This window comes from Actinobacillus suis ATCC 33415, assembly GCF_000739435.1.
Taxonomy (GTDB): domain Bacteria; phylum Pseudomonadota; class Gammaproteobacteria; order Enterobacterales; family Pasteurellaceae; genus Actinobacillus; species Actinobacillus suis.
Window position 1 is genome coordinate 1663107 of record NZ_CP009159.1, and the last position, 22504, is coordinate 1685610.

The 22504-nt window shown below is 40.5% G+C and carries 24 protein-coding genes; 12 read left to right on the forward strand and 12 right to left on the reverse strand.

Features of this window, described 5'->3' with window-relative positions; all coding sequences use genetic code 11:
* Window positions 1-28: 28 nt before the first annotated feature.
* From hfq to mutL, 4 genes are all read right to left on the reverse strand, one after another.
* Complete coding sequence (gene hfq / locus ASU1_RS07590; RefSeq protein WP_014992170.1) at window positions 29-307, reverse strand: RNA chaperone Hfq; 279 nt, start codon at window positions 305-307, stop codon at window positions 29-31.
* 66 nt (window positions 308-373) lie between these two features.
* The gene (gene miaA / locus ASU1_RS07595; RefSeq protein WP_014992171.1) at window positions 374-1318 is read right to left on the reverse strand and encodes a tRNA (adenosine(37)-N6)-dimethylallyltransferase MiaA; all 945 of its coding nucleotides are present in this window, start codon (window positions 1316-1318) and stop codon (window positions 374-376) included.
* 127 nt (window positions 1319-1445) lie between these two features.
* Window positions 1446-2492, reverse strand: coding sequence for an alcohol dehydrogenase AdhP (gene adhP, locus ASU1_RS07600; RefSeq protein ID WP_231951971.1), 1047 nt, complete (start codon window positions 2490-2492; stop codon window positions 1446-1448).
* 139 nt (window positions 2493-2631) lie between these two features.
* Window positions 2632-4500, reverse strand: a complete 1869-nt coding sequence (mutL, locus tag ASU1_RS07605) for a DNA mismatch repair endonuclease MutL (RefSeq protein ID WP_014992173.1) — start codon at window positions 4498-4500, stop codon at window positions 2632-2634.
* 256 nt (window positions 4501-4756) lie between these two features.
* On the opposite strand from mutL, the gene ASU1_RS07610 reads away from it, so the two are divergent.
* Window positions 4757-5995, forward strand: a complete 1239-nt coding sequence (locus tag ASU1_RS07610) for a transferrin-binding protein-like solute binding protein (protein WP_014992174.1) — start codon at window positions 4757-4759, stop codon at window positions 5993-5995.
* A gap of 11 nt (window positions 5996-6006) precedes the next feature.
* The gene (locus tag ASU1_RS07615) at window positions 6007-6951 is read left to right on the forward strand and encodes a transferrin-binding protein-like solute binding protein (RefSeq protein WP_014992175.1); all 945 of its coding nucleotides are present in this window, start codon (window positions 6007-6009) and stop codon (window positions 6949-6951) included.
* A gap of 248 nt (window positions 6952-7199) precedes the next feature.
* Here the strand turns inward: ASU1_RS07615 and ASU1_RS07620 are convergent, their stop codons facing one another.
* Window positions 7200-9494, reverse strand: coding sequence for a TonB-dependent hemoglobin/transferrin/lactoferrin family receptor (locus ASU1_RS07620; protein ID WP_014992176.1), 2295 nt, complete (start codon window positions 9492-9494; stop codon window positions 7200-7202).
* Between the two features lie 200 nt (window positions 9495-9694).
* Between ASU1_RS07620 and proA the strand changes: the two genes are divergently transcribed.
* From proA to dtd, 3 genes are all read left to right on the forward strand, one after another.
* Window positions 9695-10933, forward strand: a complete 1239-nt coding sequence (proA, locus tag ASU1_RS07625; protein WP_014992177.1) for a glutamate-5-semialdehyde dehydrogenase — start codon at window positions 9695-9697, stop codon at window positions 10931-10933.
* Window positions 10934-11014: 81 nt separating this feature from the next.
* Window positions 11015-11845 (forward strand): virulence factor BrkB family protein, encoded by an 831-nt coding sequence (locus ASU1_RS07630; RefSeq protein WP_014992178.1) that lies wholly within the window; start codon window positions 11015-11017, stop codon window positions 11843-11845.
* Window positions 11842-12276 (forward strand): D-aminoacyl-tRNA deacylase, encoded by a 435-nt coding sequence (dtd, locus tag ASU1_RS07635; protein ID WP_014992179.1) that lies wholly within the window; start codon window positions 11842-11844, stop codon window positions 12274-12276. The genes ASU1_RS07630 and dtd overlap by 4 nt, the downstream gene beginning before the upstream one ends.
* 32 nt (window positions 12277-12308) lie before the next feature.
* Here the strand turns inward: dtd and ASU1_RS07640 are convergent, their stop codons facing one another.
* Both ASU1_RS07640 and nhaA read right to left on the reverse strand, forming a co-directional pair.
* Entirely contained in the window at window positions 12309-12818 is a 510-nt protein-coding gene (locus tag ASU1_RS07640) for a ricin-type beta-trefoil lectin domain protein (RefSeq protein ID WP_014992180.1), read from the reverse strand.
* Between the two features lie 148 nt (window positions 12819-12966).
* A complete protein-coding gene (gene nhaA / locus ASU1_RS07645) occupies window positions 12967-14160 on the reverse strand; it encodes a Na+/H+ antiporter NhaA (RefSeq protein ID WP_039195353.1) in 1194 nt (397 codons plus the stop codon).
* Between the two features lie 170 nt (window positions 14161-14330).
* Here nhaA and ASU1_RS07650 point away from each other — a divergent pair, with 170 nt between their 5' ends.
* The 6 genes from ASU1_RS07650 (at window position 14331) to glnA (ending at window position 19437) form a co-directional block, all read left to right on the forward strand.
* The gene (locus ASU1_RS07650) at window positions 14331-14759 is read left to right on the forward strand and encodes an EamA family transporter (RefSeq protein WP_014992182.1); all 429 of its coding nucleotides are present in this window, start codon (window positions 14331-14333) and stop codon (window positions 14757-14759) included.
* A 59-nt stretch (window positions 14760-14818) separates the two neighbouring features.
* Window positions 14819-15547: a 4'-phosphopantetheinyl transferase family protein gene (locus ASU1_RS07655; RefSeq protein ID WP_014992183.1), complete on the forward strand. Its 729-nt coding sequence runs from the start codon at window positions 14819-14821 to the stop codon at window positions 15545-15547.
* Complete coding sequence (gene psiE / locus ASU1_RS07660; protein WP_014992184.1) at window positions 15540-15959, forward strand: phosphate-starvation-inducible protein PsiE; 420 nt, start codon at window positions 15540-15542, stop codon at window positions 15957-15959. The genes ASU1_RS07655 and psiE overlap by 8 nt, the downstream gene beginning before the upstream one ends.
* A 9-nt stretch (window positions 15960-15968) precedes the next feature.
* Entirely contained in the window at window positions 15969-16592 is a 624-nt protein-coding gene (gene nudF / locus ASU1_RS07665) for an ADP-ribose diphosphatase (protein WP_014992185.1), read from the forward strand.
* 204 nt (window positions 16593-16796) lie between these two features.
* Window positions 16797-17624, forward strand: a complete 828-nt coding sequence (cpdA, locus tag ASU1_RS07670; RefSeq protein ID WP_014992186.1) for a 3',5'-cyclic-AMP phosphodiesterase — start codon at window positions 16797-16799, stop codon at window positions 17622-17624.
* Window positions 17625-18021: 397 nt separating this feature from the next.
* Entirely contained in the window at window positions 18022-19437 is a 1416-nt protein-coding gene (gene glnA / locus ASU1_RS07675) for a type I glutamate--ammonia ligase (RefSeq protein ID WP_014992187.1), read from the forward strand.
* A 56-nt stretch (window positions 19438-19493) separates the two neighbouring features.
* Here the strand turns inward: glnA and yidD are convergent, their stop codons facing one another.
* From yidD to rpmH, 3 genes are read right to left on the reverse strand one after another with little or no spacing between them, the layout of a single operon-like run.
* A complete protein-coding gene (gene yidD, locus ASU1_RS07680) occupies window positions 19494-19799 on the reverse strand; it encodes a membrane protein insertion efficiency factor YidD (protein ID WP_014992188.1) in 306 nt (101 codons plus the stop codon).
* Window positions 19757-20122, reverse strand: a complete 366-nt coding sequence (rnpA, locus tag ASU1_RS07685; protein ID WP_014992189.1) for a ribonuclease P protein component — start codon at window positions 20120-20122, stop codon at window positions 19757-19759. Before rnpA ends, yidD begins: the two co-directional genes overlap by 43 nt.
* 31 nt (window positions 20123-20153) lie before the next feature.
* A complete protein-coding gene (gene rpmH / locus ASU1_RS07690) occupies window positions 20154-20288 on the reverse strand; it encodes a 50S ribosomal protein L34 (protein WP_005599701.1) in 135 nt (44 codons plus the stop codon).
* Between the two features lie 273 nt (window positions 20289-20561).
* Between rpmH and hemH the strand changes: the two genes are divergently transcribed.
* Entirely contained in the window at window positions 20562-21521 is a 960-nt protein-coding gene (gene hemH, locus ASU1_RS07695) for a ferrochelatase (protein ID WP_014992190.1), read from the forward strand.
* A gap of 41 nt (window positions 21522-21562) precedes the next feature.
* Here the strand turns inward: hemH and ASU1_RS07700 are convergent, their stop codons facing one another.
* Together ASU1_RS07700 and ASU1_RS07705 are read right to left on the reverse strand one after the other, a co-directional pair.
* A complete protein-coding gene (locus ASU1_RS07700; protein WP_014992191.1) occupies window positions 21563-22123 on the reverse strand; it encodes a DNA-3-methyladenine glycosylase I in 561 nt (186 codons plus the stop codon).
* Window positions 22124-22175: 52 nt separating this feature from the next.
* The gene (locus ASU1_RS07705; protein ID WP_014992192.1) at window positions 22176-22484 is read right to left on the reverse strand and encodes a hypothetical protein; all 309 of its coding nucleotides are present in this window, start codon (window positions 22482-22484) and stop codon (window positions 22176-22178) included.
* Window positions 22485-22504: the final 20 nt, after the last annotated feature.

The following is a 22504-nucleotide window of genomic DNA, read 5'->3' on the forward strand; positions in this document are numbered from 1 at the left end:
CAAAAAAGCTTGCGTAGTAATAGCTTAATTATTCCGCTTTGTCTGCAGGTGCTTCAACTGCTTGAGCTTGTTGAGCGTGTGAAGAACCGCTGTTGTTGTGAGAAACTGAACGAGCAGGAACCACCGTTGAGATAGCGTGTTTATAAACCATTTGGCTCACGGTATTTTTTAATAAAATTACGAATTGATCGAAAGATTCAATTTGGCCTTGTAATTTAATGCCGTTAACTAAATAAATTGAAACGGGAATACGCTCACGACGAAGTGCATTCAAATATGGATCTTGTAGAGATTGACCTTTTGCCATTTTCTTTTCCTTTTTATTTTTGTGTTAAATATCGTCTTATTGCTGCCAAAGGCAGTAGAGATATTATCATAGATTACGCCATTTTTGCTCGATCTTTTCAACCATTTTCCGCTTCGAACTGGTCGGATCTAAGCTATCTAGCCATTCAATTTCACTTCCCCAACCACGCAACCAAGTAATTTGGCGCTTTGCAAGCTGTCGGGTGGCACAAATGCCTTTATACACAGCTTCATCAAGCGAAATATCTCCGTCAATGTGTTCCCACATTTGGCGATATCCCACGCAACGAATAGAAGGCAAGTCCTTATGTAAATCCCCTCTTGCGTGTAGTTTTTCGACTTCTTGTTGAAAGCCAAGTTCCATCATTTTATGAAAACGCTGTTCAATCCGATGATGTAATACCTGTCTATCTTGCGGCGCAATCGCAAACTGCAACACATCATAAGGTAATGCCTCCCCCGATTGTGCGGTTAGCTCCGTCATGGTCTTACCAGTAAGATAAAAAACTTCTAAGGCACGATTAATACGCTGGCTGTCGTTCGGGTTAATTCGCATACCGGCAGTCGGGTCGATTCTTAATAACTCCGTATGTAATCCGCTCCAACCAATTTGTGCTGCTTTTGCCTCAATTTCAGCCCGAATATCCGGATCGGCAGACGGCAACGGCGAAAGCCCTTCCAACAATGCTTTGTAGTACAACATTGTTCCGCCGACCAATAACGGAATACGTCCGCTTGCGGTAATCTCAGCCATTTCACGTAATGCATCTTCACGGAAATTCATTGCAGAATAACTTTCTAGCGGGTCTAAAATATCAATTAAACGATGAGGTGCGAGCGCTAACTCAGCCTTACTCGGCTTTGCCGTTCCAATATCCATACCTTTATAAATTAGTGCCGAATCCACACTAATCACTTCCACCGGAAGCTTTTGGCGCAAAGCTATCGCCAAATCCGTTTTGCCCGAAGCTGTTGGGCCCATTAAAAAAATTGCAAAAGGTTTTTTATTCATTTTGTTCTATCTAAAGTTATAAGCGGTCGAATTTTAGCGGAAATTTACCAAAAGCCCAAATCGCAGCGCTCATAAAAACAAAAACGACCGCAAATATCGTAATTTACGGTCGTTATCATACTAAAGATTAATGACTACCGCAGCCACAACCTTTTTTCATATCAATTACCATTCGACCTTGAATTTTACCATCTCGCATTTCTTGGAAAATATCATTAGCCTCATCCAAACGGCGTAATTGGACTAACGGTACGACTAATCCTTCCGCACCGAATTGAAATGCCTCGGCAAGATCTTGGCGAGTACCGACTAACGAGCCGACAATTTCAATGCCGTCTAACACAATACGAGGAATAGAAAGATCCATCGTTTCCGGTGGAAGACCGATAGCAACCACACGTCCACCGGCACGTACACAATCTACCGCTGCATTAAATGCCACTTTAGATACTGCTGTCACGACCGCGGCGTGTGCGCCCCCCACTTTTTCTTGAATAACTTTCGCACTGTCTTCTTTTAACGGATTAATGGTTAAATCCGCACCGACTTCTTTGGCAAACGCTAATTTGTCATCATTAATATCAATTGCAATCACATGCGCACCGAATACTTTCTTCGCATATTGCACCGCCAAGTTGCCTAAACCACCGGCACCATAAATTGCAATCCATTGACCTGCACGCACACCGGATACTTTAATCCCTTTGTAAGTTGTTACACCCGCACAAGTAATACTGCTTGCTTGCGCCGGATCCAAACCGTCCGGTACTTTAACCGCATAATTGGCGGTTACAACACAGTGAGTCGCCATACCGCCATCCACGGTATAACCGGCATTTTTCACACTACGGCACAGCGTTTCTCGTCCGGTAGTACAATATTCACAAGCACCGCAGCTTTCAAACATCCATGCAATACTCACACGATCACCCACTTTTAAATTGGTAACATCCGGTGCAATCGATTTAACAATACCGATGCCCTCATGGCCTAATACACGTCCCGGTTTTTTACCATAATCACCGGCGGCAACATGTAAATCGGTATGACATACACCACAGTATTCAACTTCAACAAGGGCTTCGCCATTTTTGATTTCAGGAATGTCTCGTTCAACAATTTCAACTGTTCCATCACATTGTGGGGCAACCACAGCAGCACGCATTTTCATCATGATTTCTCCTATGAAGTAATGATAACGGTTATGTCTTGATTCTCTGTTCAAAATTCAAACAAAGAACAAATTCAGTATGCCTTAGTACCTTTTTTATGCAATGAGATTTTTCTATTTTTTTGACCAACTTCACAAAAATTTAACAATCGGCTAAGAATGATGAAAAATCTATAGTAACTTTTAGCTTTTCTAATTCTGATTTAGCCGATTGCTCCGTTTCAGCCAACCAATTGACCGCCTCTGCTAAACTGTAAGCGGTCGGAATCGGCGCAAATTTTGCAAAAAATTGAGCTAAATCGACCGCTTGTGAATCTAATAAACCTAATAAGATTTGTTGTAAATTCTGTTCCCGTAATAATCTTGGCACTTGGGCAACCGAAAGACGAATTTGCCCTTGCCACGCTTTCTCACTGATTGTGAAACCTAATTCTGCCAATGGGGCTTTGAGTGTTTGCCAACGCTGTGCTTGTGCCTCATCTATGCTTAAATTTAGCGGAATCAATAACGCTTGGCTTTCGCCTTTCGCAAGTTGTGTTTGAAAACGCAAACGCGCTAATTTTTCTAATGAAAGCAAATAAAATTGTTGCTCCCCTTTTAATAACAAAGCTTGATTTTGCACAATAGCTAACGGCTGCCAATGACTTGCTGTCGCCGGTAAAGATGGTGTTGGTTTATGTTCTGCTTCATCTATCTCTTGAGCAAAAATCACCGGTGCAAAATTAGTTTGCGGTTCAATTAGCTCCTGTATGTTATCTGATTGAGTTTGTGGCTGACTGACTAATTCCCCATACCATTTTTGCGCTGATTTGGAGGTAGTTGTTGTGCGAGGCGAATAACTTGGCGTACGAGAAGCGGTCGGTTTTGCAAAATTTTCTGTAAATTCAACCGCTTGTTGCGGCGCCAAAAAGCTATTACCGCCGGCTGCCATACGATTAGTATCACGTTGATAACTCGGCAAGGGCTCATTCACTTGATCGGTTAAACCAATTTCCGATTGCCCTTGTAAGGCGGTTTGTACGCCTTGCAAAATAAAATCATGTACCAAGCGCCCCTGATGAAAACGCACTTCGTGTTTTGCCGGATGCACGTTCACATCTACTTGGCTCGGGTCAATATCTAAAAAGACCACAAACGCAGGATAATTGCCTGCCGGCATATTAGTCGCTTCATAGGCTTGGCGAATGGCGTGATTAATGGTTTTATCACGCATCATTCGCCCGTTCACATAGCTGTAACACAAATCATTTTGTAATCGGGAAATATTCGGTAAACCAATCCACCCGTGTAAGTGTAAGTCACCGTGTTGCCAGTCGATATGAATCGCATTTTGGATAAATTCATCACCACAAATTGCCGCCACTCGGCGTTGCTGCTGTTCGACTGAATTATCTTGCACCTTGCGGTATTGGCGTACCGTTTTACCGTTATGCGTTAGGGTAAAACCGATATTCGGTTTTGCTAGCGCAATACGGCGCACTACCTCATCAATATGCGCAAATTCGGTTTTATCGGTACGCAAAAATTTACGACGTGCCGGCGTATTAAAAAATAAATTTGCGACTTCAATTGTTGTGCCGACCGGATGTGAAGCCGGTTGAATTTCCACCGCCATTTCACGCCCTTGCGCATAGGCTTGCCATGCTTCCGCCTGCCCGTCCGGACGAGAAGTGAGTGTTAAGCGAGAAACGGAACTGATACTTGCCAGCGCCTCACCACGAAAGCCAAGGCTTAAAATCATCTCCAAATCTTCAAGGCTAGAAATTTTGCTGGTCGCGTGACGAGCCAACGCCAACGCTAAATCTTGTTTACTGATTCCACAGCCGTTATCTCGAATGCGAATAAGCTGCGCACCGCCTTTCTCAATATCAATTTGAATCTGATTTGCGCCGGCATCTAGACTATTTTCAACCAACTCTTTCACAACAGAGGCTGGACGCTCCACCACTTCACCGGCGGCGATTTGGTTAGCAAGCTGAGGAGGAAGGATATGAATAAGGTGTTGAGTCATAACATTGGTATCGTTAATCAAGAAATGATTTATTCTACCCAAAATCTATAAAATTGAGTAGAAAAAGTACCATTCACCACCTGCAAATCGAGTTACGAATTATTATTATTTGTATTGAAATTGTAATTAACCGCTGATAAAATCCATCCCGTAAATTACTTAAATTTACAAAAAACAACCAAATCATGTCACTACCAAAGCGTAATTTGACGAGGTCTGGATACCATTTTTATACAAATCTAAAGGAATACAAATAATGAATAAAAACTTACGCTTAAGTTTAATTGCTGTTGCTTGTTCACTCGCTATCACAGCTTGCTCATCCGACAATAAAGGGGCAACACGTTATGAAAATTTAGTAAACAGTAAAGCGGAAGAAACAGCTAAAAAAGCTGAAGAAGCAGCGAAACGTGCGCAAGAATCAGCAACAGCGAAAAAACTCGCTGATTTAGAACAGAAACAAAAAGAATTAGAAGCTGAATTAGCGAAAAAAAACGGCAATGCGGCAGTGCCAAGTGTTGGTAGTAATGTTCCAAGTAATCTAATTAATCCATCAACACCAGCTAAAGCCAAAGATACCGAAGAAAAAGCGACAGAGAAAAAAGAACCGGAAGTTAAAGCGCCATCTACAACAGTAAATGCGAATGTAAAAGTATTGACTGCTGAAGAAGCTAAGAAAGCTTTAGAAGAAGCATTTAAAGATAATGGGATAGATGGAAGTAATATTAAATTAAGCGGTAGTATCTTGACCGTAACAGACTCAACATATACTGTTAAAAATATTAATCCTGAATCAAATCAAAATCTAAACGAGCTTATTGTTGATGGACACACAATTACCCTATATTCAGCTGATGATCTAAAAAATGATTTAGGTGATATGAAATCAAAAACATTAGCTGATGCTTCTGGAAAAGTTAGCGCTCTTCCGCCATCAAAACTAAAAAGTAATTTTGAACAAGTACGCTATGGCTATACAACTAAAGATGGTAAAACAGCATTATTTATTCAAGGTTACCTAACACCAACATCTAAAGATAAAGTATCTTCACCTTTTAATTATTGGTATGAAGCAAAAGGACAAAAATCAACTCAAGTATTAGGAGAAATGCCTACTGGTGATGTTTATGAATATCGTGGTACGGCATTCTATGGGAAAGATAATAAATATAATGAATTAACAGCAAAAGGATACGCAGATTTTGGTGAGAAAAAAGTTAAAGTTGACTTATTAGACGGTAACCAAACTAAATTAACATTAGGTGGTAACATTACTAATAATACTTTTGAAGGGAACTACCAAGGAGTAATCACTAAAGGTGCGTTTTTTGGAAATAAAGCTATTGATATGGCAGGTATGTTTTATCAAACTAATGAAGGATCTGAAAAAGGGATGAATGGCGTATTTGGAGCAACCCAACAAAACTGCAGTTACACTAGCTGCTCACCAGTTACAAATAAAAATCTAAAAGATTTCAATCTAGATAAGCAGTAATAGGATAAAAAATGAAAAAACTCCCCCTAACACTACTTACAGTTGCTTGTTCATTTGCATTAACCGCTTGTTATTCAAGCGGTGGTGGCGGTGGTTCGGTTCAACCACCGAAAGTCGCTGATAAAGCAACAGATGTGACTAATTCATCACTAACTAATGGTAATTCAAATTCGAATAGCCATTCATATGATGCTAATAGCAAATTCTTTACTGCAGTAAACGCTGGTTTTGAGAAAAAACCAAGCACAGAAATTTCCGGCACCATTTTGACTGTTGCACAAAATGGTGAGTTAACCGCGAAAAAACCGGAAACATTAGAAGATTTGGATTCGATTATGGTGGACGGAGTAAAAATTACTCTTTTCAGCGTAACGGACAAACTTTCTAATGTTGCTGTCGGTAAGTTAAAACAATCTAATGAGAACGGCGGTAAGCTCTATGTAGGTAGTATGGCGGACAGTTATGGTGCTTATGGTAGTTATCAAGATCCGAATAGCTTTAAAGCAATGCGTTACGGTGCATATACTTTAAACGGGCAAACTCATTTGTTTGTACAAGGTTTCTTAACGCCTGAACAAGGTACCATTAACGTACTTGGCGATACCTTCTACTCAATGCCAAAAGACAGTACTTATAAGTACACTGGCTTTGCGTTATACGGTAAAGATAACCAATATGCGCAACTTAACTCCGAAGTCATTGCTGACTTTAGCAATAAGAAGCTTAAAGTTGAGTTAAAGGAAGCGGGTGCTGCGACTGCAAAAGCTACTTTTGGGGGAGACATTACCGGAAATACGTTTAGCGGAACCAGAGACGGAATCGAGACTAAAGGCGCATTCTACGGTTCTTTAGCTCGTGACGTAGCCGGTCTGTTTAATGACACAAAAACGGGTAACAACGGCGTATTCGGTGCCTCTGATAAACGAGCAATAAGTTCTTCATTAGAAGCATTCTAATAATAGATATCCTCTCAAGCGGTGTAATTTGTAAAATTTTTTGCAAATTACACCGCTTTTTTAAGCTTTATAACCACAGAATACACAGAGCACACTGAAAAGCTTTGTATGTTCTAAGGTTTGTTTAATTGCATCGCGATCAATAACACCTCTTCTCATACCATTTCCTTGGTCCATAAAAAAACACGGATTACAGTAATACTGTGTAATCCGTGTTTTCTATAGTTTATTAAAACGTGTATATCAAACTAGAAACGAATTTCTACTGCAGCTGAATAATTACGTCCCGGTGCAACAAAGCGCTCTAAACCGCGTAATTCTTTATCAACTGTATTAGTTGTGCCTAAGCGGTTGATGCCTCGTAATGCATCCCATGTATGATATTTACGATTGAAAATATTGTATAAGCCTGCACGTAAAGTCACATTTTTATGTACTTTCCAGAAACCGTACACATCAAATAAAGTTGCCGAACCGTTTAAATATGGGAACGGCGTAGTAACTCGTTTGGTTCGAGAGTCATCGTAAGTCACAATGGTTGCATCTTTGGCGTGTTTTGCGCCTAAATAAGTCCAACGAGAATGGATACCCCAAATATCATTCGGATCTTCATAGCTTAAGCCCAAAATCACTTTTACCGGTTGTACCGAAAGTAAGCTTGCTTCCGTACCGTATAATTTACTTTTCGAATACCCCACGCTGCCTAAGAATTTAAAACCTTTCGGAATATATGCGGTAACTTGGTCTAAATTTACCTTGCTCGTCACTTCCAAACCGGAAATTCGTGCTTTATCCACATTAATCGCTTGGTTGAAAATGGTCGGATTAATTGCGTTATAGCCGTAATATTGACAATGCGCATCACATTCCATTTGAGTTAACCCGTTAGTTTCTTGTTCGAACAAGAAATCTTTATAGCGAATGTGGTATAGATTCACATTTAAATGCCCGAGTTGGTTTTCGCCCCGAATGCTGATCGAATTATTTACGCTACGCTCCGCTTTCAAATACGGATTTGCCAACCAGTTACCCGAAGGGTGTTTATACGAGAAGAACATCTCCGAAGCGGACGGTACGCGATAGCCGGTTGAAACGTAATAACCTAGATTCCATACCGGCGTCACTTGTGCATTCAAGCCTAATGAGCCGGTTAAATTTTTAAATGTCGTTGCTTTACCACGGGTATCGCAGTTATAACATTTAGCATTCAGCTCTTGCGGTGCAAGTTGTTCTTGGTCATAACGTAGCCCTGCCGTACCGGAGAACATTTCATTCCACTGAATTTGATCTTGTGCGGCAATATAAAATGCACGAGTGCGAATCGGGTGTTGAATCGCATAAGTCGAACTCTTCGCGCCACTATTTAACAAATAAGTATCGGTATTTTCATTTTTAAAATCACGTTGTGATACTGCTGTGCGTAATGTGACTTGGTGTGTGCCGTAATCTGTTTCAAACGGAATAGAATCTAAGCGTAAACCGATACGATGAAATTCATTGTTCATATTACGATCGTAAATTTCATCTAACGACTGCTTAATATGCAATTTTTGGAAATCGCTACTCCCTTTATAATTAATCGCGCGCACATCGGTTTTTTGATAATCATATTCAGTTTTTAAATAAGACAGATAACCACTGGTCGGAAAATACTCATAAGCGACATTTACATTATGACGTTCGCCCTCATCATCAGTATCACGCCATGATGAATCATAAAAGTTATAAGAACGTTCATCGGTAAATGCTTTCGTAAGCTGATTACTATAAGAAGCACTTACACGATGTTTTTCATTAAATAAGTAGCCGAACTTTACCAAGTTACTGTGGTTACGATGGAATGACGGATCCGGTGCACCGCTGGTGTTGTTCCAAGCCACTCTACCGTTACCTAAACTTTTTTGCTCATGACCATAACGAGTGGAATATAAATAGACCGCATCCAGCTTCTCATCTTTATAGGCTGCGCCGGCAGTGTGTACCCACTCACTATTTTTGCTGGCATAGCTATTTTTTAATAACACGCCGACTTTATTACCGGGTAACACAATATCCGCAGCATCTAAAGTACGATAATTCACGCCGCCGCCAAGCGAGCCGCTACCGGTGGTAAATGAATCCGAACCACGTACAATATCAATTCCAGTCACTAACTCAGGATCAATGGTTAAACGTGAGGTATTAAAGTTACCGTAACGTGCATAAAGCGAGTTTTCCTCCGAATCCGGCAAGTTTACCCCGTCAATACTAATCCCTACGCGGTTGCCTTCCACCCCACGCATCGCAAAACCTTTTAAATGACGACCGCTATCGGCAATCCCCACATCGGTAGTATAACGGACGAGATCTTTGGTATCGGCAATTAACTCTTCTTGAATAGCTCGGCGATTTTTCTTAATTTCGCCAATTTTTTTAGATTGCTCTTGTTCAGCCGTGACAGTAACTTCCTCTAGTTCTGCCGTTGTTTCTTGTGCTTGTGTAGTACTCACCACACCAAAAACACCAAATAATGTTGCCATTGATATTTTTTGATAGGCCTTCATTGGATTCCCTTCTTATTTTTATTGCAATTGACTTTTATTTTCGTTAAAGACAAATAATTACAATTATAAACATAAATTGCAGTTTCAATCTATATAAATGAGAATTATTTTTCTTACCAATTAACCTAAAATTTCTACTTTAATCCAGATAAATAGCTATGATAGACTGTTGAACATTCCAACTATTTAGAGATACCACTATGCAAATGATTACCCTCGCTCAACAAGCTAAAATCGCCAGTGTTGAATTGGCTCAATTCGGAAACGTTCAAAAAAATCAAGCGCTACTTACCATTGCACAACAGCTTGAACAGCGCTCGGCTGAAATCCTTGCCGCTAATGCCAAAGATATTGAATTTGCAAAAAATCAGGGAATTTCGACCGCTATCATCGACCGTTTGTTATTAAATGAAAGCCGTTTGCAAGGTATTGCTAACGATGTACGTAATGTGGCGAAATTAGCCGATCCGGTTGGGCAGGTGATTGATGGCGGTGTGTTAGATTCAGGGCTGAAAATTGAGCGTCAGCGTGTGCCGCTCGGGGTGATTCTCACCATTTATGAAGCACGCCCAAACGTAACGATTGATGTCGCTTCGCTGTGCTTGAAAACCGGCAATGCAGTGATTTTGCGTGGTGGCAAAGAAACTAAATTTACCAATGCAGTGTTAGTGGAAGTCGTACAACAAGCGTTAGAAACCGCCGGTTTACCGAAACTGGCTGTTCAGGCGGTCACCGATCCGGATCGTGCTTTATTACTCGAATTATTAAAACTCGATCGTTATATTGATATGGTAATCCCTCGTGGCGGTGCCGGTTTGCATCAGTTCTGTAAAGAGAACTCGACTATTCCGGTAATTGTCGGCGGTATCGGTGTTTGTCATATGTTTGTCGAAAAAAGTGCCGACCAACAAAAAGCGTTAGAATTGATTGCGAATGCCAAAACGCAACGCCCAAGCACTTGTAACACGCTTGAAACCTTATTAGTTGAAAAAGCAATAGCGGTCGAATTTTTACCGAAACTTGCAAATCGTATGAAAGCATTAGGCGTGACATTACATACCGATGATTTGCAAAAAACTGAGGGAATTGAACCGCTTGATCAAGCAAGAATGCGTCAAGAATGGCTTTCGTTAGATTTAAATGTGGTGGTGGTCGAGAACTTAGCCAAGGCGGTGGAACATATTCGTGAATACGGTTCGCAACATTCGGAAGCCATTCTGACTTCCGATTACCAACTGGCGCGCCAGTTTGTCGCCCAAGTCGATGCGGCGGCAGTCTATATCAATGCCAGCACCCGTTTTACTGACGGCGGTGAATTCGGTTTAGGGGCAGAAGTGGCAGTGAGTACCCAAAAACTCCACGCACGAGGTCCAATGGGCTTAGAGGCTCTCACCACCTACAAATGGGTCTGCGAAGGGAATTATTTGATCAGAAAATAAATCCCCCTATCTACCCTTTTCTTGCTTACGAATGCTGAATTTGAGTGTTCGTAAGCGGTTAAATTTCATCAAATTTTTACCATGAATACTCTTACGCTATTTTGCAAAATATTCTTTAAACGCTGGCAGCAAAATAAAATCGCCATTTCGGCGGGCTATCTGACATACAGCACAATGTTAGCGATAGTCCCCTTGATTATGGTCGTATTTTCGGTCTTTACTTTTTTCCCAATCTTTCACGAAGCCACCGAATTACTTAAAGATTTTATCTATGATAACTTCGCACCAAATGCGGGACATCTGGTTGAAGAATATATTGAGTTGTTCGTCAGCAATTCGAAAAAAATGGGATTAATCAGCATTGTCGGCTTATTTGTCGTCGCAGTGATGTTGATTTCCAGTATTGACCAAAGCCTAAATGACATCTGGCATAATACACGCAAGCGGTCGATTTTTATCTCTTTTTTGCTCTACACTTTAATTCTGATTTTTGCGCCGATTTTTGCCGGAATGAGTATTGCAATTAGTACTTATGTGATGTCTTTCGAAATTTTTAGTGAAAGTGGAATGTTGTCCTTTAGCCACTACTTACTCAAATATGTACCGTTCGGCTTAATTTGGTTATTATTTACTTTCGTGTATAAAATCGTGCCAAATACCAAGGTAAAATGTAAGCATGCCGCAATCGGTGCATTATTTGCCGCAATATTTTTTACTTTGGGTAAGCAAGCGTTTATTTGGTATGTCACGACTTTCCCGTCTTATCAAGCCATTTATGGCGCACTTGCCGTGTTACCGATCATGATTGTTTGGATTCACTTAAGCTGGCAAGTCGTGTTACTCGGCGGACAATTTGCTTCGGTATTAAAAGATTTAGAAATGATAAAAAATGGAGAATTAGAACTAAAATGATTGGCTTAATCCAACGTGTAAAATGGGCAAAAGTAGAAGTTGAAGATCAAACGGTCGGTGAAATTGCGCATGGTTTATTGGTATTACTTGGCGTAGAACAAGGTGACGACCAAGCCAAAGCGGATAAATTGCTGGAAAAAGTGCTTAACTATCGGGTATTTTCCGATGAACAAGGCAAAATGAACTTAAACGTACAGCAAGCCGGTGGAAGTTTATTAGTGGTATCACAATTTACTTTAGCAGCCGATACCAACAAAGGTTTACGCCCAAGTTTTTCGCGTGGTGCAGCCCCTCAGGAGGCGAATGCGTTATACGAATATTTCCATCAGCAAGCCGCACAGAAAATCTATACCCAAACCGGGCAATTCGCAGCAGATATGCAAGTCAGCTTACAAAATGATGGGCCGGTGACTTTTTGGTTACAGGTTTAAAACGAAAAAAGGTGCAACTGCACCTTTTTTACTTAATAGAAAAATTGCTGTCCTCGGCTGCCGTCACATTGATAAATCGCCAGTTTATTTCCTCGTTTACCAATATCCAGACATTTACCGCTCATAGCGCTACGGATTTGTTGCCCGTCTCTAAACCACTGCTGATTCTCACCACCATGACAACGATAAGTAATCACTTTTGCGCCGTTATATTGGTGTTCACCGCCAACATCTAAACACTGCCCATTCACCCTAATTTGTGAATTCACAAATTCAAAACGCTGGTTCGCTTTACCGTGGCAGTGATAAGCAATGATTCCGCGATAATCGGAGCCGCTTTGATCTAAACATTTACCCGATGCCGTTTTAATTAATCCGCTATGCGGTAAATGTGGATAACCCTGCTGACTATTCGGTTGATGGTTTGGAATAACAATAACATTCGGTGTGTTCATCGGATAACCGCCTCCCATTTCGGCTGATGGAACAACATAAACACACGCCGACAACGCTAACGTTGTAAGTAACACAACTTTTTGCATAACATCTCCTTTATCGTTTTTATGATTTTTTTGAGCTTAATAAGAAGCATATTTTCGCTAAAAGTTCCCAAATCACCAAAAGTAAAATACCCCAACCAAACAAAGGATGAGGCATTTTATTGGTAAAAAATTGAGAAAATTTAACCGCTTACGAGGCTGTTTGCACAGCTTTTGCTTTCGATTTTGTCGTCACTTTCAATAAGAAATAACCGATAACCGCCGAAACGAAAGTTCCCATTAAAATACCTAAACGAGCAAGCGCCAATAGGCTCTCGTCCGCATGTTCTTCGCCGAAAGCAAGCCCTGCAATAAACATCGACATGGTAAAGCCGATACCACACAGTACAGCAATCGCAAAAATTTGTTTAAAGTTAATGCCTTTCGGTAACTTCGCAATGCGTAATAAAACCGCTAAATAACTGAATAAGAACACACCGAGCGGTTTACCGATAATCAAACCTAATGCCACACCTAAAGGTAAAGGTGATGTAATTTGCTCTAGACTCATACCCGTTAGTGAAACACCGGCATTGGAGAAGGCAAATAACGGTAAAATCACAAATGAACACCACGGCGCAAGAGTATGTTCAAGGTGATGCAATGGTGCTTCGCCGTTTTTACCGCGCAATGGAATACAGAAACCGATAATCACCCCCGCTAATGTGGCGTGTACACCGGATTTCAACACCGATGCCCATAAAATCGTACCAATAATCGCATAGTTCATCAACCCGACTACTTTATAGCGATTCATACCGATTAGAATCAAAATCGCAATGCTGGCAATAATCAGCGCTTGAATACTCATCTCATGTGAGAAGAACAAGGCAATCACTACAATCGCGCCAAGGTCATCAATAATCGCTAAAGCAAGTAAAAACACCTTGAGTGCCGGTGGCACTTGTTTACAGAGTAAAGCCACAATACCTAACGCAAATGCAATATCGGTTGCCATCGGAATTGCCCAACCATCTTGGTAAGCCGGGAAATCTCGGTTAATCATCCAATAAATTAACGCCGGAATTACCATTCCGCCGATAGCGGCAAAAGCCGGAAACGCGGCTTTTTGGTAACTGGATAACGAACCTTCAAACAATTCTCGTTTTACTTCCAAGCCGACTAAAATAAAAAAGACCGCCATAAAGCCGTCATTCACCCACATGAGTAACGGCTTATCAATGCTGAAGGCACCAAACTTAATTGCTACCTCGGTTTGCAAAAAACTAAAATAAAGTTGCTTTAAATCCGTATTCGCAAAAATCATTGCGAGTAAGGCGGAAACCAACAATAAAATCCCACTTGCTGCTTCTAGCTTCAGAAATTTCTGAATCTGTTTGATCATAAAAATCTCCTATCGTTAAATGAGGTTATTATGTTTAAACTTCATTTTACCTCTTTTCTGACATTAACATTTTTTTAACCTAATACAAAAGTAGAATTCGCTGTAATTTTGTTAAAATAAGGGATAAATTTCATCTATTTGCTTATTTTTAAATCAAAAGAGGTATCACTATGTCAAATGAATGGCTTTATTGGGCGCTCGCCTCCGCATTATTCGCTTCACTTACTGCAATTTTTGCTAAAGTCGGCTTACAGGGTATTGATTCGGATTTCGCTACCTTTATCCGAACGGTGGTCATTCTGATCGCACTCGCCGCCTTTCTGACTTATAGCGGTAAATGGCAGCCGTTCGGTTCTCTAACCGGTAAAAACTGGACATTTTTAATCTTATCGGGACTAGCCACCGGTGTTTCGTGGCTTGCTTATTTCAAAGCGTTACAAATGGGAAATGCCTCGCAAGTTGCCCCGATTGATAAATTTAGTATTGTTTTAGTTACCGTATTTGCCGTAATCTTTTTAGGCGAAAGACCGAGCGGTCAAGATTGGATCGGTATTGCGCTTGTCGCCGCGGGTGTTTTAACCCTTGCAATAAAGCGGTAGAATATCATTAATTTTTTGCAAAATTTCGATTAAATTTAACCGCTTGTAAGACCCTATTTATGGCAAACTCATTCCCAATTATTGAAGTGGTATTTGCTCATTATGATGAGCCGATACCACTTCCTTTTTTACCGCCGGCCGAGCTTTCCGAACGCCAATTAAAACGTTGGAAAAGTCGCAGAACCGCCCATTTTCTATTGACTCAACTGTTTGAAAAATATCAATTACCACTAAATTTATTGGACGATATTCAACGTACGCAAAGCGGCAGACCTTTTGTACAACATGAGAACATCGATTTTAATATCAGCCATTCCGGCGAGTGGGTGGCGGTAATCTTTTGTTATCATAAAAGTAAATTACAAGTGGGGATTGATATTGAACATCCGCAAAAAATCAGACGCTATGCCGATCTGTTACGTCATTATGCGAATGCGGAAGAAATCGAAGGATTACTTGAGCGAAATCACACACCATTTACCGAATTAGCCGATCGGTTTTATTTGAGCTGGTGTTTGCATGAAGCGGTACTGAAATCACAAGGTGTGGGGATTGTGAAATTATCTGAAGTGCAACATCTTCCACTACAGCGCATTGTCCGTTCGGCATACTGCCCGGCAGGCACATTACATTTTTATCATCAGCTGCCGTTTTACTTATGCTATTTTTATCAAGATTTAGCGAACTCGCTTGCCATTATTAGTGAATGGAAAGACGGTAAATTGCAAAAAATTTCTGATTTTCAACCGCTTGTTTATCAAGTTAATCCAAGGAACCTAAATGCCTAAACTCACATTAGCAGAAAAACACTCTCGCTTTGGAAAAATTGTTTCCGAGTTTTTCCAGTGGACGCTCAATATTTCGTTATTAGTGGCGGGGGTATTACTCTCTTATTCGCTCTTTTCCGAAGCCTATTCTTTATTTGAATTATTGGCAAACCATAGTGAAAAATTCCAAATCGTTGAGAAAATTGTGATTTTCTTCCTTTATTTCGAATTTTTAGCCCTAATCGTGCAATATTTTAAATATAATTATCACTTCCCTCTGCGCTACTTCCTGTATATCGGGATTACTGCCATGGTACGCTTAATTATTGTCGATCATTCCAATGCAATACATACACTGCTATTTGCACTATCTATTTTAGTAATGATTATCGCATTATTTATTGTTCATACAGACCGCTTACGTAAAAGCTAAGGAATTTATATGGCTGAGATTCTTCAATTCTCACAACATGACTTACATATGCTCAAAGAAGAAACCGTCTATAAAGGGCATTTTGAACTGAAAAAAATGCACTTTCGCCATAAATTATTTTCCGGCGAAATGAGTGGAGAAATCGTACGTGAATTATTAATTAAAGGCGCGGCATCTGCACTAATTGCCTATGATCCGGTTCGTGATAGCGTAGTGCTAGTTGAACAGGTTCGTATCGGCGCTTATGATCCTCGTTCGGATAAATCGCCTTGGCTATTGGAACTGGTTGCCGGTATGGTGGATAAAGGAAATGAAGATCCGGCGGAAGTGGCAATTCGAGAAGCACAAGAAGAAGCCGGTTTATACGTTGAAAAGGTGGAACACGCCCTGAGTATTTGGGATAGCCCAGGCGGACAATTGGAGCGTTTACATTTATTCCTTGGTTTAATCGATAGCTCTGCGGTTCAATCAGGTGCAGTACATGGATTAGAAGAAGAAGGTGAAGATATTTTGGTACACGTTATCAGCCGTGAACAAGCCTATCAGTGGGTTTGCGAAGGGAAAATTGACAATGTGATTGCCGTTGTCGGCTTACAATGGCTGCAACTTAATTATCAAAAATACCAAAAGTAAGAAACAATTTATTCAATTGACTAAAAGTTTTCGCCCTCTTTTAGAGGGCGTCTTTGTTGATAAATACGCAAAAAAACGTAAATTTCTGTGAAAAATGAGGTATAGCGCTCATTTTTAATCATCAGTAGCTGATAAACTTAAATAACATAGTAAAGTATTTATCTACGAGAGAACGAAAGTAGTCGCTTAAGAAGGAGAAAAATAATGAACGGCTTTTATTCGCTAGGTAAAAAGGAACCTGTTGTGCGATTACTTCAAATAACCGATCCACACCTATTTTCCGCTAAGCATGAAAAATTACTCGGCGTAAACACAACCGATAGTTTTCAAGCAGTACTTGATCAAATCCAACAAACCTCATTTGACTATGATTTAGTGCTTGCCACCGGTGATCTTATCCAAGATCACAATCCCGAAGCTTATCACCGTTTTGCCCAAATGGTGAAACCGCTTGCGAAGCCGATTTTTTGGCTGGAAGGAAATCATGATAGACAGCCGCAAATGAGTCTCTATTTAGCCAAGCACCCGCATATTCAATCAGAAAAACAAATTTTAGCAGGTTTGCACTGGCAAATACTTTTACTTAACAGCCAAGTAGCAAACGCACCTAGCGGCAATTTATCTTTCGGACAACTTGCGTGGCTAAATAGCAAATTGGCGGAATATCCCGAACGCTATACTTTAGTTGTGCTACACCATAATATTTTGCCGACAAATTCTGCATGGCTCGATCAACACTGTTTAAAAAATAGTGAGGCATTAGCTGAAGTGTTAAGCCGTTATCCAAACGTTAAAGCCATTTTACACGGACATATTCACCAAGAAGTCGATGCCGAGTGGAAAGGTTATCGAGTGTTAGCAACCCCTTCGACTTGTATTCAATTTAAACCGAATTGCGATGAGTTTACCCTTGATCTCTTACCTCAAGGCTGGCGAGAACTCAGTTTATTTGCAGACGGCAGAATTGAAACTGAAGTGAAGCGGTTAAATTCGAATGCTTTTTTACCGGACTTTCAGTCAAAAGGTTATTAATTAAAACCCCCGTGCAGAAATAAAAATGGCTAGGTATAAAACCCAGCCCATTTTGATACATAATGAATAAAATTTTTAACTGTCCGAATCAAGTCCGTACATATAGATAGACGCATCAACCGCCGAATAGTTCATGCAAATGATTCTTTTTTCGTGGAGATCCGACCATGAATCTATTTCGTAACTAAAACCATCTAATATTTGTTTAGATGGTTATATTTTGACCTCACGCAAACGATTAAGTTCCGACAAGGGCCATATTCGAAAGAATTTTTCTTTCGATTCGAAAATTTTTGCAAATAATGCTGTTTATCTATTTCAAATTTTCTCAAATTCTTGTATCTTTTTGCTTTCGCAAATTCCTGTGAAAATCAACCCGCTTGAAGGAACTTCCACAATGTCTGTAAAAAGAGTATTTGATTTAATTAAAGATAACGATATCAAATTCGTAATGTTAAAATTTACCGATATCAAAGGTAAAGAACACGGTGTTTCACTCCCGGTAAGTTTAATCGGTGACGATTTAGAAGACTTATTCGAAGAAGGTAAAATGTTCGACGGTTCGTCTGTTGAAGGTTGGAAAGCTATCAATAAAGCCGATATGCTTTTAATGCCAATCGCTGAAACTGCTGTTGTTGACCCTTTCGCTCGAATCCCTACTCTTACTATCCGCTGTAGCATCTACGACCCAAACACAATGCAATCTTATGACCGTGACCCACGTTCAATTGCTATTCGTGCGGAAAATTACTTAAAATCAACCGGTATTGCTGATAGCGTAATGTTTGGTCCGGAACCGGAATTCTTCTTATTTGATGATGTACGTTATAACGTTGGTATGAACAACGTGTCGTACAAAATTGATGATATTGAAGCGGCTTGGAACACAAATCGTAAATATGAAGACGGCAATACAGGCTATCGTCCGCTCAAAAAAGGCGGTTACTGTGCCGTTGCGCCAATCGACTCGGCACACGATATTCGTTCGGAAATGTGCTTAATTTTAGAAGAAATGGGCTTAGTGGTTGAAGCACATCACCATGAGGTGGCAACAGCAGGTCAAAATGAAATTGCGACGAAATTTAACAGCCTTACTTTAAAAGCGGACGAAACACAGATCTATAAATATGTCGTGCAAAATGTTGCGTTAGAACACGGTAAAACAGCTTGCTTTATGCCAAAACCGTTTGCTGGTGATAACGGCTCAGGTATGCACTGTAATATGTCATTAAGCAAAGACGGCAAAAACGTATTTATGGGCGACAAATATGCCGGTTTATCTGAAACTGCGCTTTATTATATCGGCGGTATCATTAAACATGCTAAAGCATTAAATGCGTTTACCAACCCAAGTACAAACTCATACAAACGTTTAGTTCCGGGCTTTGAAGCACCAGTATTATTAGCTTATTCAGCAAGTAACCGTTCGGCATCAATCCGTATCCCAGCGGTAACCAGCCCGAAAGCAACGCGTGTTGAAGCTCGTTTCCCGGATCCATTAGCAAACCCATACCTCTGCTTTGCAGCATTGTTAATGGCAGGTTTAGACGGCGTAATTAATAAAATTCACCCAGGCGATGCAATGGATAAAAACCTTTATGACTTACCACCGGAAGAACTTAAAGAAATTCCGGCAGTGGCAAGCTCATTAGAAGAAGCGTTAGATTCACTTGCAGCGGACTATGAGTTCTTAACTCAAGGCGGCGTATTCTCGAAAGAATTCGTAGATGCGTATATCGGTATCCGCCGTAAAGAGGTTGAGCGTTTAAATATGACGCCACACCCAGTAGAATTCGAAATGTATTACGCATAATTGTAAAAAGATCAAAAAAGGCGACCGCTTGGTCGCCTTTTTTATTGCTATTTGAACTAATGATCTTCGTGCAAATGTTGTTTACTACAACAACCTGGCACTGGATCTTCACCACCTTCACTCCAAGGATGGCAACGGGCAATTCGTTTTGTCGCCAGCCAACCACCTTTTATCGCACCATGCACTTTAATCGCTTCAACCGCATAAGTCGAACACGTCGGATAAAAACGACAGCGAGGCCCAATTAATGGGCTAATGCAATAACGATAAAAATAGATTGGTAGTAATAGTAAACGAGCCCCAATTGAAGGCGTTACTTTTACACTTGTGGCTTTTTCGCCAGACGGATGTGACGAGCCCATAGCTTCTCCAACATCGCAAAAAGAGTGGCATTATCGAGCTTACCGATACCGCCTTTTGCCACAAACACAAAATCTGCACTTGGTAATTCATGCTGCTTTAAACGAAAGCTTTCACGCACAATACGCTTAATGCGATTACGATCGTGAGCACGTTTTAAATGTTTTTTAGCAACAGTTAAACCAAGACGAGGAATATCAAGATGATTATGACGAGCGAGAATAGTAAGTTCGGGAGTGCTAGCTCGAAACGGTTGTTCGAACACAGCTTTAAATTGAGTGGGAGCTAACAAGCGTAGCTCCCGAGAAAAGGTTAGCTTTTTCACTGATGTGATAAGGCTTTGCTTTAACTGCAAATTATGCAGATAAAGATTTACGACCTTTAGCACGACGACGTGCTAAAACTTGACGACCGTTTTTAGTAGCCATACGAGCACGGAAACCGTGAGTACGAGCACGTTTTAATACAGAAGGTTGAAATGTACGTTTCATTGCTATCTACCTAAATATTTAAATATGTTGGCTGGAATTAAATCTTTGCCAAACGAGGACCATAAAAAAGAGTTGCGATTTTACCGATAAATTAAACAAAAATCAAGGACGAAAGCAAAATACCCTTCGATTATTTGCAAAGTTTTTCCGAAAAAAGACCGCTTGATATAGATTATCGCCTATCTCTGTAATTAACGCAAAAATTCTATTTGTTTTCATATCCGAATTAACGCAAAATTCAGTTATTTCGATCCATATTCAAAGAGCTTTCTTATGACCTCAAACAAAATCGGCGTACTACTGGCGAATCTCGGCACTCCTGATGAACCGACAGCTCCGGCGGTAAAACGCTATCTTAAACAATTTTTAAGTGATCCTCGTGTGATCGACTTACCTAAATTCAAATGGCAATTGATCTTAAACGGGATCATCTTGCCTAAAAGATCTCCTAAGGTTGCAAAGCTTTATCGTGAGATCTGGACAGAGCAAGGCTCTCCGCTACTAGCTATTTCACGCCAACAACAACAAGCACTACAAGATTACTTTAATCAACAAAACCAAAATGTCTTGGTGGAGCTTGGGATGAGCTATGGTAATCCGAGTATTGAAAGCGCAACCGACCGCCTGATTAAAGCCGGTGTGAGTAAAATCATTGTGTTGCCGCTTTATCCGCAATACAGTAGTACTACAACCGCCTCAGTGTTGGACGCTTTCGCACGCGGCTTAACTCAACAACGAAAAATTGTGCCGTTTGAGTTTATTCATAGCTATCATAACGATCCACTTTATATTCAGGCACTGGCGAATACGATTCAGTTAGCGGAAGATGAAAAATTATTATTTTCGTTCCATGGCATTCCTAAACGCTATCAAACTGAAGGTGATTTTTATCCGGAACATTGTCAACAAACCGCACAATTAGTCGCAGACAAATTATCGCTTGCTGACGAACAATGGTTGGTAACTTATCAGTCTCGTTTTGGTGATGAAGAATGGTTACAACCTTATACAGATGAAACCTTAGAAAAATTACCAAGCCAAGGCGTGAAGAAAATCGCCGTGATTTGTGCTGGCTTTTCAGCGGATTGTTTGGAAACATTAGAAGAAATTGCTGAGGAAAACAAAGAAAACTTCCTCAACGCCGGTGGACAATCTTATCGCTACATTCCGGCGCTCAATGCCAATGCCGATCACATCACGGCATTAGCTAAATTAATTGAAGCGAAGCTCTAATATATAAGGGGGATATAGCCGTGGCTATATCCCCCTTTTTGTTAGCTTTTACTCTTACAACAACAATCATTCAGATGATCATCAACTAATCCCATCGATTGCATAAAAGCGTAACAGGTAGTTTCCCCGACAAATACAAAACCTTTCTTTTTCAATGCTTTTGACATCGCTGCCGAAACGGCTGTTTTTGCAGGTACGACTGATAAATCCGGTACATCATTAATTTGCGGTTTACCACCTACAAATGCCCAAATAAACCGGCTGAAATCTTCTCCATTTGCTTGCATAGCAAGATAAGCCTTCGCATTTTTAACAATCGCTTCCAGTTTAGCTCGGTGGCGAATCAAACCGGCATTTTGCATAAGTTGCTCGAGATCTTCTTCCGTCATTTGTGCAATACGTTCCGGATCAAACTGGAAAAATGCCTGACGGTAAGCCTCACGCTTTTTCAAAACCGTAATCCAAGAAAGCCCCGCTTGTTGCCCTTCTAGACAAATTTTTTCAAATAATTTGCGGCTATCAAATTCAGGCTTGCCCCATTCTTGATCGTGATAATTGATATAAATTTCACTTTCGCCAACCCAGCCACAACGTGTAACCATTTGCTATTTTCCTCACAAAAACAACCGCTTATCAAATAACAAGCGGGCTAATTTATAAATAAATTTTCCAACCTTCGGCACGTTTGATTAATCGGATTTGATTGTCCTTTGATAAATATCCACCTTTGACCGCATCTAAAATTGTGCCTTGCGGTAAGTTTACCGAAAATAATTCCGCTTGAGATTTATCTTCGGATAAGACAATATAAATCGCCACATCACGATTTGCCGGATCAGCTAAACGAATGTTTGCTAGCTTAAAAGGTTGTACACATTCTTTTTGCAAAAATGAATAGCTAAAACCGGCTGATGATAAGCAACCGTACTTATCTTGTGTCGTACCGACACTTTCCTTGTTCATTTCACACGCACTGAGAAAGC